The 13960-nt window shown below is 63.3% G+C and carries 15 protein-coding genes; 8 read left to right on the top strand and 7 right to left on the bottom strand.

Annotated features, from left to right (window positions below):
- Positions 1–23 precede the first annotated feature (23 nt).
- Together VM99_10175 and VM99_10170 are read right to left on the bottom strand one after the other, a co-directional pair.
- Complete coding sequence (locus VM99_10175; GenBank protein AKJ98411.1) at positions 24–344, bottom strand: hypothetical protein; 321 nt, start codon at positions 342–344, stop codon at positions 24–26.
- 132 nt (positions 345–476) lie between these two features.
- Entirely contained in the window at positions 477–1067 is a 591-nt protein-coding gene (locus VM99_10170; protein AKJ98410.1) for an isochorismatase, read from the bottom strand.
- 253 nt (positions 1068–1320) lie between these two features.
- Between VM99_10170 and VM99_10165 the strand changes: the two genes are divergently transcribed.
- Positions 1321–2229 carry an SAM-dependent methyltransferase gene (locus tag VM99_10165; GenBank protein AKJ98409.1) on the top strand — a complete coding sequence of 303 codons (909 nt, stop codon included), beginning with the start codon at positions 1321–1323 and terminating at the stop codon, positions 2227–2229.
- Positions 2230–2292: 63 nt separating this feature from the next.
- Here VM99_10165 and VM99_10160 read toward each other — a convergent pair whose 3' ends face one another.
- Positions 2293–3087, bottom strand: coding sequence for a hypothetical protein (locus VM99_10160; protein AKJ98408.1), 795 nt, complete (start codon positions 3085–3087; stop codon positions 2293–2295).
- Between the two features lie 98 nt (positions 3088–3185).
- Positions 3186–4151, bottom strand: coding sequence for an alpha/beta hydrolase (locus tag VM99_10155; protein AKJ98407.1), 966 nt, complete (start codon positions 4149–4151; stop codon positions 3186–3188).
- A 142-nt stretch (positions 4152–4293) separates the two neighbouring features.
- On the opposite strand from VM99_10155, the gene VM99_10150 reads away from it, so the two are divergent.
- Genes VM99_10150 through VM99_10140 form a run of 3 tightly spaced genes read left to right on the top strand, consistent with a single transcriptional unit; the run spans position 4294 to position 7142 of the window.
- Entirely contained in the window at positions 4294–5385 is a 1092-nt protein-coding gene (locus VM99_10150; GenBank protein AKJ98406.1) for a chorismate synthase, read from the top strand.
- 34 nt (positions 5386–5419) lie between these two features.
- Positions 5420–6565: an MFS transporter gene (locus VM99_10145; GenBank protein AKJ98405.1), complete on the top strand. Its 1146-nt coding sequence runs from the start codon at positions 5420–5422 to the stop codon at positions 6563–6565.
- A gap of 34 nt (positions 6566–6599) precedes the next feature.
- Positions 6600–7142 carry an acireductone dioxygenase gene (locus VM99_10140; protein ID AKJ98404.1) on the top strand — a complete coding sequence of 181 codons (543 nt, stop codon included), beginning with the start codon at positions 6600–6602 and terminating at the stop codon, positions 7140–7142.
- Positions 7143–7270: 128 nt separating this feature from the next.
- Here the strand turns inward: VM99_10140 and VM99_10135 are convergent, their stop codons facing one another.
- A complete protein-coding gene (locus tag VM99_10135) occupies positions 7271–7549 on the bottom strand; it encodes a hypothetical protein (GenBank protein AKJ98403.1) in 279 nt (92 codons plus the stop codon).
- A gap of 363 nt (positions 7550–7912) precedes the next feature.
- Between VM99_10135 and VM99_10130 the strand changes: the two genes are divergently transcribed.
- From VM99_10130 to VM99_10115, 4 genes are all read left to right on the top strand, one after another.
- A complete protein-coding gene (locus tag VM99_10130) occupies positions 7913–9739 on the top strand; it encodes a long-chain acyl-CoA synthetase (protein AKJ98402.1) in 1827 nt (608 codons plus the stop codon).
- Between the two features lie 94 nt (positions 9740–9833).
- Positions 9834–10352, top strand: coding sequence for an ankyrin (locus tag VM99_10125; protein AKJ98401.1), 519 nt, complete (start codon positions 9834–9836; stop codon positions 10350–10352).
- A 246-nt stretch (positions 10353–10598) separates the two neighbouring features.
- A complete protein-coding gene (locus VM99_10120; protein AKJ98400.1) occupies positions 10599–11129 on the top strand; it encodes a hypothetical protein in 531 nt (176 codons plus the stop codon).
- 70 nt (positions 11130–11199) lie between these two features.
- Positions 11200–11391, top strand: a complete 192-nt coding sequence (locus tag VM99_10115; GenBank protein AKJ98399.1) for a hypothetical protein — start codon at positions 11200–11202, stop codon at positions 11389–11391.
- 60 nt (positions 11392–11451) lie between these two features.
- Here the strand turns inward: VM99_10115 and VM99_10110 are convergent, their stop codons facing one another.
- Together VM99_10110 and VM99_10105 are read right to left on the bottom strand one after the other, a co-directional pair.
- Complete coding sequence (locus tag VM99_10110; GenBank protein AKJ98398.1) at positions 11452–12657, bottom strand: MFS transporter; 1206 nt, start codon at positions 12655–12657, stop codon at positions 11452–11454.
- A gap of 247 nt (positions 12658–12904) precedes the next feature.
- Positions 12905–13903, bottom strand: coding sequence for a thiosulfate transporter subunit (locus VM99_10105; GenBank protein ID AKJ98397.1), 999 nt, complete (start codon positions 13901–13903; stop codon positions 12905–12907).
- Between the last annotated feature and the right edge of the window lie 57 nt (positions 13904–13960).

Here is a 13960-nt window from a genome sequence, read left to right as displayed (position 1 = left end):
GCGACAAAACGTCGGATGGCGGCTCAGTCGTGTTTTTTCATCAGGTGCGGAGCCATGGCCAGCTCCAGGGATTGACGGGCGCGACGGCGGCAGCGGCGCCAGAGCCAGACGCCCAGCCACAGGACGAGCAGGCCGACCGCCAGGATGATGGCCGAACCGAGCGGGGTGGCGTTCAAGTCGCCCAGCGCGGGCGGACGGCCCAGCAGGCTGGCGGCACCGGCCATGGCCAGCAGGACACCAAGTGTTGCCAGCAGCGCAGCGATCGCCGCGCCAATACGAAATCGCCAGTTGCTCGGGCCTTTGGGCCGCAAGCGACGTGCGTCAAAACCATCGGATAACTTCATTCCGATCTTCCTCAATGGGTATCGGCCCTTCGACCGGAAGATGTTCGGGTTGTTCCTGACACCAGGGCAATTGCGGCAAATGAGAGGCTTTTACGGATGAGCGGCGAAAGTGGCCGCTCATCGAAGGATCGATCAGATGAAGTCCCGGGTCAGGGCCAGGGTGGCGAAGTTGTCCGCCATGATCGCCATTTCGGTCTGGTGCACATGCTCGGCGCTGAGCACGCCGCCCTTGTGCGGCAGGTCGCGGGTGGCGCAAGCATCTTCCACCAGGGTGCAGCGAAAGCCCAGGTTCTTGGCCGCGCGCACGGTGGTACTGACGCTGGAGTGGCTCATGAAGCCGCAGACGATCAGGTCCAGGGGGCCGAACTCCTCCAGGCGTTTCTTCAGTTCGGTGCCGTGGAAGGCGCTGGGCAGCAGCTTGCCGATGATGGTTTCGTCGTCCTGGGGCTCGAGGCCCGGAATGAACTCGCCGCGTTCGCCTTGTGGATCGAACAGCCCGCCATGGGTGCCCAGGTGGCGCACATGCACGATCGGCCGACCGGCTGCCCGGGCCGCGCCGAGTAGCTGCTTGATGTTCGCGACTGCTTCATCCATGCCGCTCAGGGCCAAGGGGCCGGCGAGGTATTCCTTCTGGGCATCGATGATGATCAGGGTCGCTTGACTCAGGTTGGCTGCTGCGTAGCCGCGGCCGCTGAGTTGAAACATCGTTTTTGGAACGGACATTCTGGGGCTCCTTCGGGTGGGGCTTTTGCGACATTGTCCTCTGGCTGAGCGGTTCTGTGAATCGCTTCGATTGCAAGCGGCGCCGTTGCTGGCCTACAGCCTTGTCAAGATGCTCGTCTTGTTCAATAGGTTGCGCAAAAAACGGATAGATCCTACGAATGCCTCGGAGTTTTTCTTTCGTCTTTGAGGCGTGTTTGGGTGGGGCGTGTTTGACTGGTAGACTCGCCCGTCGATTTTTCTGGAGTTTGCCGCCGTGATCACTTCCCGCCTTCGCACCCTGCGCGACCATATCCGTTGGGCCGTCAGCCGTTTCCATGGGGAGGATCTGTTTTTCGGCCATGGCACCGACAACGCCTGGGATGAAGCCCGCCAACTAGTGTTGGGCGCACTCCACCTGCCGTGGGAAATTGCCGATAGCTACCTGGATTGCCGCCTCGAAGACGAGGAACTGGTCCATCTGCAGCGCCTGTTGCGCCGGCGTATCGACGAGCGCATCCCGGCGGCCTATCTGTTGGGCGAGGCCTGGTTCTGCGGGATGTCGTTCATTGTCGACGAGCGCGTACTCGTCCCGCGTTCGCCGATTGGCGAGCTGATCGAAAAACGTTTCGAGCCCTGGTTGGGCCAGGCGCCTGCGCGAATCCTCGACCTGTGCACCGGTTCCGGCTGCATCGGGATTGCCTGCGCCTACGAGTTCCCGGAAGCCGAAGTGGTGCTGGCCGACCTGTCGTTCGAAGCGCTGGAGGTGGCGAACCAGAACATCGAGCGCCATGGCGTCGACGAGCGGGTGTTCACGGTCCAGGGTGATGGCTTCGACGGCCTGCCGGGGCAACGTTTTGACCTGATCGTGTCGAACCCGCCCTACGTCGACGCGCAGGATTTCGCCGACATGCCCCAGGAATACCAGCACGAGCCGGCGCTGGGCCTGGCCTGTGGCGAGGATGGCTTGAACCTGGTCCGGCGGATGCTGGCCGAGGCGGCTGATCATCTGACCGAGAAGGGCTTGCTGATCGTCGAGGTGGGCAACAGCCAGGTCCACGTCGAGGCGCTGTACCCTGAGGTCGATTTCGCCTGGCTGGACTTCGAGCGGGGCGGCCATGGCGTGTTCATGCTCAGCGCCGAGCAGTGCCGCCAGCACCAGGGGCTGTTCGCTTCACGGGTTTGATCTTCTGGATTGCCGATCGCTTTTTGTGGCGAGGGAGCTTGCCAGCCCCCTCCCAGCCGGTCATCAATGCCGCGTCGCAATCCAAATCAATAATCCCGCCTGGAACATGGCAAATGCCACCAGGCAGGTGATGGTGAAGCGCAGGCCGGTGTCTTCGCGCTTGAACTTGTTGACCTTCTCTTCCTGCTGCTTGAGCCGGACTTCCTGTTCCGCCAGGTTCTGCTCGGCCTGTTGCAACATCTGCGCGGCTTCGAGGATCTCCACGAGCTGCAGCTTCTCGGTATTCCAGTCTCCCACCAGGTCGCCGACGTGGGTCGCCTTGACGCTGCCCTTGAGGTGCTGGGCGTCGGCGTAGACCACTTCGAAACCCTGGGCCTTGAGAAAACGGTCACGGCGCAGGCGAGTGTCTTCGTTCAGCGCGTCCTTGTTGTTCAGGTCGCTGCCTTCGACCCGGTAGCCCGACCAGCGTTTCTTCGCCCAGGTGATGCCCTGGGCGGCGAGGAAGCGGCCGATGCCACGGTTCATCGGCTCGATCTGCAGGTTGTCCGGGGAAAAGGTCAGGCGCTTTTCGACGTGATCGGCCCAGACATCCAGGTGATTCTGTTCCTTGCGCACGCGCTGGCCGGGCAACTTGATGCTCAAGCGCAACAGGCTGCGCTCCTTGCTGTGGCGTTCGGCATAGCTGAATTCGACGAAGCGCAGCGGGCGCGCACCGGTGGCGCGGTCGGTCTTGAGCGGGGCCAGCCGGAGCATTTTGTGATGCTCGGCTTGCACGTCCGCCCAAGGCAACTGCTCCGCAGGCGTGGCGGTCGCTTCAGTAGGGGCTTCGGTATCGGGTGAAGTGGGTGTTTCAGTCATAACGGCAAATCCTGTCCTGGCCGGCGGGTCGGCAGCGATTGCGCTGCCCGACACCGGTTTATCGGCCGTTTTCGCCGGGACTGGAGGGCTAAAAGCGTTTAACGGGTAGCGATCGAGCGAATGAACGCCGGGATGCGCGTGCCCAGTTCAGCGGCCAGGGGACGGTTGGGGTCCTTGTAGGAAGCCAGTTGTTGTTTCACGTCCTTGGGCACGATGCGCAGGACATGATTCATGCCCTCGACCAGCGCCAGTTCGGCGTCGGGCTTGGCGGCTTTCAACTGCCGGGCATCGTCGACACTGACCTGGATGTCATGGCTGCCCTGGATGATCAGGGCGGGCACCTTCAGCGCCGCGAACGCCTGGGCCGGGTCCTGGCGGAACAGCGAGATCAGGTACGGCTGCACGCTGGGGCGGAAAATCACTTGCAACGCAGGCGGCACGTTCGCGTCGGGCCGGCCGGCCTTGAGGCTGTCGAGCAATTCGTTACTGCGCAACATCAAAGGTGCCGGCAGGCGGCTGGCCAGTTGTTGGCGCAGGAGCTGGTCGATGGGGCGGGCGCTGCCGGACAACGAAATCACGCCCGCGGCGTTGGCCTGGGGTGCGGCGAGGCTGGCGATCAAGGCGCCTTCGCTGTGACCCAGCAGAATCACCGGGCCCATTCGCGGATCGGCGGCCAGCTTGCGGCTCCAGGCCACGGCATCGGCCACGTAGGCTTCGACGCTCAGGTTACGCTCGTCCGGCGTCGCGGCCAGGCTGGCGGCCACCCCCCGCTTGTCGTAGCGCACGCTGGCAATGTCGTGCCTGGCCAGGAGCCAGGCCAGGCGCTTGAGGCTGTCGTTGCGCCCGCCCTCCGGGTTGTTGCCGTCGCGATCGGTCGGGCCGGACCCGGAAATGATCAGGACCACCGGCACCGGCGTGTCGGACTTGGGCAGCAGCAGCGAGCCGAACAGTTCGCCGTTGCCCGTATCGAGGCTGATCGGACGTTGCAGCACCGTGGCCTGGGCCAGGCCGGAAAACAGGCCGATGAACAGGGTAACGCTCAAGACAAGCAGGTTTAACATCATCACGCCATTAGTTGCGAAGGTGCCGGTTGGACTGGCGCCGACCGAGAAGGTTCGAGGATGAACTACGCGGGGAGCCTGCGTATACTGGCGTCCACTACGAATCCAAGGTTGAGTTTCTCAGCGATTTCACGGAGCACCCTGCATGTCCGGCAATACCTACGGCAAGCTGTTCACCGTCACCACCGCGGGCGAAAGCCATGGCCCGGCGTTGGTCGCCATTGTCGACGGCTGCCCGCCGGGCCTGGAGATTGCCCTGGAGGACCTGCAGCGTGACCTCGACCGCCGCAAGCCCGGCACCAGCCGCCACACCACCCAGCGCCAGGAAGCCGATGAGGTCGAAATCTTGTCTGGCGTCTTCGAAGGGCGCACCACCGGCTGCGCCATCGGCCTGCTGATCCGCAACACCGACCAGAAGTCCAAGGACTACTCGGCCATCAAGGACCTGTTTCGCCCGGCCCATGCCGACTACACCTACCATCACAAGTACGGTGAGCGCGACTACCGTGGCGGCGGCCGCAGTTCGGCCCGGGAAACCGCCATGCGCGTGGCGGCCGGGGCCATCGCCAAGAAATACCTGGCCAGCCAGGGCATCGTCATCCGCGGCTACATGAGCCAGTTGGGCCCGATCGAAATCCCGTTCAAGACCTGGGACTCGGTGGAGCAGAACGCGTTCTTCTGCCCCGACCCGGACAAGGTGCCGGAACTGGAGGCCTACATGGACCAACTGCGTCGTGACCAGGATTCGGTGGGCGCGAAGATCACCGTGGTGGCCGAAGGGGTCATGCCCGGCCTCGGCGAGCCGATCTTCGACCGCCTCGACGCCGAGTTGGCCCACGCGCTGATGAGCATCAACGCGGTGAAAGGCGTAGAGATCGGCGCCGGTTTCGCCTGCGTCGCCCAACGGGGCACGGAGCACCGCGATGAGCTGACCCCGCAGGGCTTCCTCAGCAACAACGCCGGCGGGATCCTCGGCGGCATTTCCTCGGGCCAGCCGATCGTCGCGCACCTGGCGTTGAAGCCCACGTCCAGCATCACCACGCCGGGCCGCTCCATCGACACCCAGGGCAACCCCGTGGACGTCATCACCAAGGGCCGTCATGACCCCTGTGTCGGCATCCGTGCCACGCCGATCGCCGAGGCCATGATGGCGATCGTGCTGATGGATCACCTGCTGCGCCATCGTGGCCAGAACGCCGATGTACGGGTGAGCACCCCGGTGCTGGGTCAGCTTTGATGGCTGACCTGCCGGCCGCCGTGGCCTGACGACCATGGCGGCAGTGCCGTACTGGCGGCTCTCCAGTTTCTACCTGTTCTATTTCGCGTTGCTCGGTTCGACGGCGCCGTTCCTGGCGCTGTACTTCGATCACCTGGGGTTCAACGCGGCGCGCATTGGTGAACTGGTGGCGATCCCCATGCTGATGCGCTGCGTGGCGCCGAATATCTGGGGTTGGCTGGGAGATTACACCGGCCGACGCCTGGCCATCGTGCGCTTTGGCGCCCTCTGCACGTTGTTGGCCTTTTCGCTGATCTTCATCGACAAAAGCTACGCCTGGCTGGCGATGGTGATGGCGTTGCATGCGTTCTTCTGGCACGCGGTGCTGCCGCAGTTCGAAGTCATCACCCTTGCGCACTTGAGCGGGCAGGCTTCGCGCTATAGCCAGATCCGCCTGTGGGGTTCCATCGGCTTCATCATCACGGTGGTGTTGCTGGGGCGGTTGTTCCAATGGCTGAGCCTGGACATCTACCCGGTGGCGCTAGTGCTGATCATGGCCGGTATCGTGCTCGCCAGCTTCTGGGTCCCCAACGCCCAGCCGTTGCAGGGGCCGCGGGTGGCGGGGGAGGGCTTCGTGCGGCAATTGCGCAACCCCGGCGTGCTAGCGTTCTACATCTGCGTGGGCCTGATGCAGGTCAGCCATGGGCCGTATTACACCTTCCTGACATTGCACCTGGAGCAGTTGGGCTACAGCCGTGGGCTGATTGGCCTGCTCTGGGCGGTCGGCGTGGTGGCGGAAGTGCTGGTGTTCCTGCTGATGAGCCGGATCCTGGCGCGATTTTCGGTGCGCCGTGTGCTGCTGGCCAGTTTCCTGTTGGCGGCGTTGCGCTGGTTGCTGCTGGGTTCGTTGGCGGAGTTTCTCTGGGTGCTGTTGTTCGCCCAGGTGCTGCACGCGGCGACCTTCGGCAGTTTCCACGCCGCGGCCATCCATTTCGTGCAACGCAGTTTCGGCCCTCGCCAGCAGGGCCAGGGCCAGGCGCTGTATGCGGCGTTGGCCGGCACCGGCGGGGCATTGGGTGCCTTGTATTCCGGCTACAGCTGGAACGCCCTGGGCGCCAGTTGGACATTCAGCCTGGCCAGTCTCGCTGCCCTTGCTGCTGCCGTTATCATTGCGACACGCATGCAAGAGCACCGGCCATGAGCCTTCGAACCATTATTTTCCTGGAGCCATTGTCATGAGCAGCCTGTCCGTCTACCACGTCTCGACCCCCGATCTGCCGAACAAGGTGCTGACTCACTTCGAAGACATCGTCGCGACCCTGGCCGAACAGGGCGTTCGCTTCGATCGGTGGCAGCCTGCGGCGAGCATTCCCCCCGGCGCTCGCCAGGAAGACATCATCGCGGCCTACAGCCACTCGATCGATGCCCTGATGACCGAGCGCGGCTACGCCTCGGTGCAGGTCATGCGCGTGACCCGTGAGGATCGGCAAGACGCCGAGCTGCACGCCCGGTTCCTTGACGAGCACAGCCAGGCAGAAGAGGAAGTACGATTTTTCGTCGCGGGTCGTGGGCTGTTCGCTCTGCACATCGACGATTACGTCTACGCCGTGCTGTGCGAAAAGAATGACCTGATTACCTTGCCGGCTGGAATGCCGCGCTGGTTCGACATGGGCGAGCAACCGCATTTCATTGCGCTTCGCCTGGCGAACGCCGAGTGCGCCGATGCGCAATTCACCGGCAACGACATTGCCGGCCGGTTCCCGCGCCTGGAAGACTAAAAAACCGTGGGAGCGAGCCTGCTCGAAAGCGGTGGGTCAGTCGGCGGATAGGCTGGCTGATGTTCCGTCTTCGCGAGCGGGATCGCTCCCACAAAGGGGTGTTTCTGCTGGTTCCTGAGGGGCCAGGATCAGGCGCTGTGATAGGTCGGCAGGGCGAAACGGTGCTGGCTTTGCAGCATGGCAATCTGTGGCAACTCGCTGGCTTGTTCGGCCAGGTCGCGGCGGATTGCGCTGATGGCCCAAGACAGCTGGTCGCCGGCATGCAGCTGGGCATAGGAAATCGTGCGCTTGAACAGTTTGCCTTCGCTGTTGCGCAAGGTCAGCAGGATGCCGCCATCCGGGCGGGCTTGGGTGGTCACTTCATAGTTGGAAAACAGGGACGCGAACTTCTCTTGAATCATGTTCATATTTGACTGCTCCATGGTCTTGTTAGCAAACCGTGGAGGGGTAGTTGCAGTGTCTGTGCCAGCCTCGCTTGATTTAAAAAATACTTTAAAAACAACAGCTTAAAAAAATATTCGATTTTTGGTTTCGTGCATCTTGCATGAATAGCCATCGTGCATCCTGCATTTTGCGGGGTGGAACCAACTTTTTGGGAACCAATTGCCCTCCCGGCGCTCCCGCTTCGCCTGCGGCTGTTTTGCAGATACAAAACATTGCAAAAACCGCATGTACAGCGTCGCTAGCCCAGGCGTACTTTCGAGCGCAATCGAGCTGCAGTCCCCGCCAACACAAAAACAGGCCCACAGGGTCGGACAGGGAAGAACACCATGAGTCGGACAACCGGCGATGCCATCACCTGGGGCATGATGTTGCGCAAGTTGCCCGCCATTGCCAGGGTCGTGCCGCGAATCGTCAAGGGCATGAAGTTGGCCAACGTCCAGGACCCGACCCAGCCTTGCGGCCTGGGCTGGTGCTTCGAACAGGCCGCCCAACGCAACCCCCGGGGCGCGGCGCTGCTGTATGGCGATACCGTGTTGAGTTATGCACAGGTCAATGAGCAGGCCAATCGCATCGCCCACTACCTGTTGGCGCAGGGCATCGGGAAGGGCGACTGCGTGGCGGTGTTCATCGAGAACCGGCCCCAGTTGTTGATCACCGTGCTGGCGGTGGCGAAGGTCGGCGCAGTCAGCGCCATGGTCAATACCGCCCAGGTGGGAGACGCCCTGGTACACAGCCTGGCCCTCGTTGCGCCCGTCGCCATCGTGGTGGGCGAGGAACGGGTCGCGGCGTTCGACGACGTGCGCCGCCGTGTCGGGCTGCCGCAGGCTCGAACCTGGTGGGTGGCGGACGAGGACAGCGCCGGTGTTGCGCCCGGGTTCGTCGACCTGATGACTGGCAGCAATGACGCGTGCGCCGAAAACCCGGCGTGCAGTCGACAGGTGTTCTTCAACGACCCTTGCTTCTATCTCTACACCTCGGGCACCACGGGCTTGCCGAAGGCCGGGGTGTTTCGCCATGGGCGCTGGATGCGCACCTCCACCAGCTTCGGTTTGATTGCCCTGGACATGCAGCCCGACGATGTCCTGTATTGCACCTTGCCGCTGTACCACGCCACGGGCCTGTGCGTGTGCTGGGGCGCGGCGATCTGCGGAGCCTCGGCCCTGGCGATCCGGCGCAAGTTCAGCGCCAGCCAGTTCTGGAACGATGTGCGTCGTTACCGGGCGACCACCCTGGGCTATGTCGGCGAGCTGTGCCGTTACCTGATCGACCAGCCTGCCGGCAGCGAGGACCGCCGGCACGGGGTGAAGAAAATGGTCGGCAACGGCTTGCGACCGGGAGCCTGGTCAACCTTCAAGTCGCGCTTTGGTGTCGAACACGTCTGCGAGCTGTACGCGGCCAGCGACGGCAACATCGGCTTCACCAATGTCCTGAATTTCGACAACACCGTCGGCTTCTCGCTGATGGGCTGGGAGCTGGTGCAATACGACCACGACAGCGGCCTGCCTTTGCGCAACCTGCAAGGGCGCATGCAGAAAGTGCCCAAGGGCCAACCGGGCCTGTTACTGGCACGGATCGACGACAAGGCACCGCTGGACGGCTACACCGACCCGGCCAAGACCGAGAAGATCATCTACCGGGATGTCTTCGCGCCTGGCGATCGTTACTTCAACACCGGCGACCTGCTGCGCAACATCGGCTTCGGCCATGGGCAATTCGTCGATCGCCTCGGCGATACGTACCGCTGGAAGGGCGAAAATGTCTCCACCACGGAGGTGGAAAACGTGCTGCTGCAACATCCGCAAGTGGCCGAGGCGGTGGCCTATGGCGTGGAGATCCAGGGCACCAACGGCCGGGCCGGCATGGCGGCGATTACCCCGTCCGAATCCCTGGCGACCCTGGATTTCAGTGAGCTGCTGCAATTCCTGCACGGCAAGTTGCCGGCGTACGCGGTGCCACTGTTCCTGCGCATCAAGGTGAAAATGGACACCACCTGCACCTTCAAGTACCAGAAGACCCGCCTCAAGGCCGAAGCGTTCGACCCTTGCGTCACCGGTGACGAGCCGGTCTATGCGTGGCTGCCCGGCACCACGACCTACGTGCGGGTGGACCGGTCGCTGGCCGACCAGATCCAGGGCGGGCAATGGCGCTATTGATCCTGGCTATCGGCGGTACAGAGAAAAAAGGGATGACAGGGTCCGGGTCCGTCGGGAAACTAGCCGCTTTGCGAATGCCCAAAGGGAGTGACCCATGTCCGATACAAGCCGCCAGATGACCCCGGAAGAGGCTGCGGAGTTTGCCGAGCAGGTGTTCAACGTCGCCCGCCAGGGTGACGCCGCCATGATGGCTGCGTTGCTGAGCAAGGGCCTGCCGCCCAACCTGCGCAACCACAAGGGCGACACCTTGCTGATGCTGGCCGCCTACCACGGGCATGTGGAAACGGTAAAAGTCTTGCTGGAACACAAGGCCGACCCGGAAGTGCGCAACGACAACGGCCAGAGCCCGATTGCCGGCGCGGCGTTCAAGGGCGACCTGGCCGTGGTGTCGGCGCTGGTGGACGGTGGCGCGCAGGTGGAGGGCTCATCCTTCGACGGTCGCACCGCGTTGATGATGGCGGCGATGTTCAATCGAGTGGAAATCGTCGACTACCTGATCAGCAAGGGGGCCGATCCGCGAGCCAAGGACGCCAACGGCGCCTCGGCCCTGGACGCCGCCCGGACCATGGGCGCGGTGGACACGACGGCGCAGTTGGAGAAGTTGTTGGGCTGAGGCCTCGGACGGTACTGGCGGTTGGGGCGCAGGCCGTTGATTGTGTGGCGAGGGAGCTTGCTCCCGCTCGGCTGCGTAGCAGTCGTAACGCAAAAACGGGGCACGCCTGTTGGATTACGAGCGCTGACGCCAGGGCTGCTTCGCAGCCCAACGGGAGCAAGCTCCCTCGCCACAGCTGCCTGACGCCAGGGACGCGATGGAGTATCCTGCGCGCCCTCGCATCCCCTTATCCACAGGATCCACCCCATGAAAGCCGCCCTCGTCGAACTCATCAGCAAAATCAGCTCTGGCTGCCTCGGCGAGGCTGACATTGCGCGAATCGCCGACGAAGCGGCCCAGGCCTACGCCGATCCGGCGGCTTTCCTGGCGGCCAATCCGGACGTCAACTACGACGACACCTTCCCGATTCCGCTGGGTGAGTGGGTCGTGGTGGGCAGCCTGCCGGATACCGTGCTGTTCCAGGCCGACACCTACGTCGAACTGTTCGAACAGATCGTCGCCTCGTTCGGCCCTGGCGTGGCGTTCAACCTCAAGCCCAAGCAACTGGCGAAAACCGAGGCGCTGACCGCCCTCAACCGCATCCAGATCCAGATGAGCAGCCTGAGCAAGGAAAGCGGCGGCTATGTGCTGATGAACTTCAGCCAACTGCTGGACGATGAGTTGCAGATGGTGCTGGTGTTCGGCGACGACGTGCCGCGGGTGCTGCAGCTGTGCGCGCAAGTGGGCATCGCCGCCGCGCCGGCGCTGGAAGCCCTCAAGGTCGCGGTCCACGTCTGAGGCAATAAACGGAACCCTTGGCGCGGCCCAGCTATCCTAAGTGTGGCTATCACTATTAGGGAGCGACACCATGGGTTCCACCTTCAATGGCCTGATCGGCCTGATTATCCTGGCGCTCGATATCTGGGCGATCATCAATGTGCTCAAGAGCGGTGCTGAAGTGGGGATGAAAGTCCTGTGGGTGCTGCTGATCCTGCTGTTGCCAGTGCTGGGCCTGATCATCTGGGCGATCGCCGGGCCGCGTGGCAATGTACGGGTCTGACCCTCGATGAAAAATGCCCGGTCGCGATGGCGCCCGGGCATTTTTTTTGCCGCTCGATCCTCAAGCCGTCGCCAGGGATGCCTTGCGCGAAGCACTCAAGAAGCTCAGCAGCACCAGCAGCGGGAATGCACTGCCGACAATCACCACCCACAGCCAGCCACCGTGTTCGTACACCGCGCTGGCAATCGATGAACCGAACGCGCCACCGACGAAGATGCTGGTCATGTACAGCGCATTCAGACGGCTGCGGCTTTTGGCATCGAGGGTGTAGATGGTGCGTTGGCCCAGCACCATGTTCATTTGCACGCAGAAATCCAGGACCACGCCGGTGACGGCCAGGCCGATGACGCTGTAGAGCGGATGGATGAACGCCGGCAGGAAGCTCAGGCTGGCGAACAGCATCGCCAGCAGCGAAGCCACGCGGGTATGGCCGGCATCCGCCAGGCGACCGGCAATGGGCGCAGCGATGGCACCCAGGGCACCGACGAGGGCGAACAAGGCGATTTCGGACTGGGACAAGCCATGGTTGCGTGCCAGCTCCAACGGCGCGGCGGTCCAGAACAGGCTGAAGGTGGCGAACATGCCGGCCTGGTAAAGCGCACGCTGGCGCAACAGCGGTTGCTGGCGCAGCAGGGTGCCGAGCGAGCGCAGCAACTGACCATAGGAGGCACGATGGTCGGGCTGGCGCTTGGGCACGGTCAGCGCCAGGACGATGCTGATGGCTGCCATCAAGGCAGCCGCGATCATGAACATCGCGCGCCAGCCGAAGTGGTCGGCCACCACGCTCGCCACCGGCCGCGCCAGCAGGATCCCCAGCAGCAAGCCGCCCATGATGCCGCCCACGACACGCCCGCGGGTTTGCTCCGGGGCCAGGTGCGCCGCCAGGGGGATCAGCACCTGCACCGACACCGAGCTGAAGCCCACCAGCAGCGAGACCAGCAGGAACACGTTGGGCTGATCGGTGAACGCCGCGCCCAGCAGGCTGGCAATCGATACGAAGGTGGTGACGATCATCAGGCGGCGGTTTTCCAGCAAGTCACCCAATGGCACCAGGAAAAACAACCCCAGGGCATAACCGATCTGGGTCAGCGAGACGATCAGGCTGGCCATGGTGCTGCTCAGGCCCACGTCGGGGGCGATCAGTTCGATGATGGGTTGGGCGTAGTAGAGGTTGGCGACGATGGCGCCACAGCAGAAGGCAAAGAGCAGGACCATGCCTCGCGTCAGGCTGGCGCCGGCGTGCAGGGTGGGGGGATGGGCACTCATGGCAAACTCGTCAGTCAACAGGTGGGATGGCGAGAGGCTAAAGCGTTATGGCGCCCAGGGACAGGCTTTGAGGCTGATAACAGACATGCCTGGTGTTGATAATCGTCTGGCGGACCGATCGGGTGTCGATGATCGTCGTGGCGAGGGAGCTTGCTCCCGCTGGGCTGCGTAGCGGCCCCCAAAAAGCTGGGGACCGCTGCGCGCTCCAGCGGGAGCAAGCTCCCTCGCCACGGGGATTTGCGGTGCTTTACTGGCCGCTGTAGATCTGGTCGAAAATCCCGCCGTCATTGAAGTGGGTCTTCTGCACGGTGCGCCAGTCGCCGAAGGTCTTTTCCACCGACAGGAAATCCACTTTCGGGAAGCGGTCGGTGTACTTGGCCAACACGGCCGGGTCCCGTGGGCGCAGGTAGTTGGCGGCGGCGATTTCCTGGCCTTCTGGTGACCAGAGGTACTTGAGGTAGGCCTCGGCCGCGGCGCGGGAGCCTTTCTTCTCGACCACTTTGTCCACCACGCTCACCGGTGGCTCGGCTTCGGCGGAGACGCTGGGGTAGACCACTTCGAACTGGTCGCGGCCGAACTCCCGGGCGATCATTTCCGCTTCGTTTTCAAAGGTCACCAGTACATCGCCGATCTGGTTGGTCATGAACGTGGTGGTGGCGGCGCGGCCGCCGGTATCCAGCACCGGTGCCTGCTTGAACAGCTTGCCGACGAAGTCCTTGGCCTTGTTCTCGTCACCGCCGTTCTTGAGGACATAGCCCCAGGCCGACAGGTAGGTGTAGCGGCCGTTGCCGGAGGTTTTCGGGTTGGGCACGATCACCTGCACGCCGTCCTTGAGCAGGTCGGGCCAGTCTTTCAGCGCCTTGGGGTTGCCCTTGCGCACGATGAACACCGTGGCCGAGGTGAACGGGGCGCTGTTGTTCGGCAGGCGGGTGACCCAGTTGTCCGGGACCAGCTTGCCGTTGTCCGCCAGGGCGTTGATGTCGGTGGCCATGTTCATGGTGATGACATCCGCCGGCAACCCGTCGATCACTGAGCGCGCCTGCTTGCTGGAGCCGCCGAAGGACATCTGCACGGCGATGTTTTCGTTGTGCTCGGCTTGCCAGTGTTTCTGGAAGGCCGCGTTGTAGTCCTTGTAGAAATCGCGCATCACGTCGTAGGAAACGTTGAGCAGGGTCGGGGCGGCATGGGCCAGGTTGCCGAAGGCCAGGCCGGCGGCGAGAAGGGAGGCGCCAAAGAAGTTCTTCACTGCGAATTCCTTTTTATTGGGACGGGGAGTGCCGGGCAAACTAGCCGCAAGCGCATA

Origin of the sequence: Pseudomonas chlororaphis (assembly GCA_001023535.1) — a bacterium.
Lineage (GTDB): Bacteria > Pseudomonadota > Gammaproteobacteria > Pseudomonadales > Pseudomonadaceae > Aquipseudomonas > Aquipseudomonas chlororaphis_E.
This window is presented reverse-complemented; position numbering and strand designations above follow the sequence as displayed.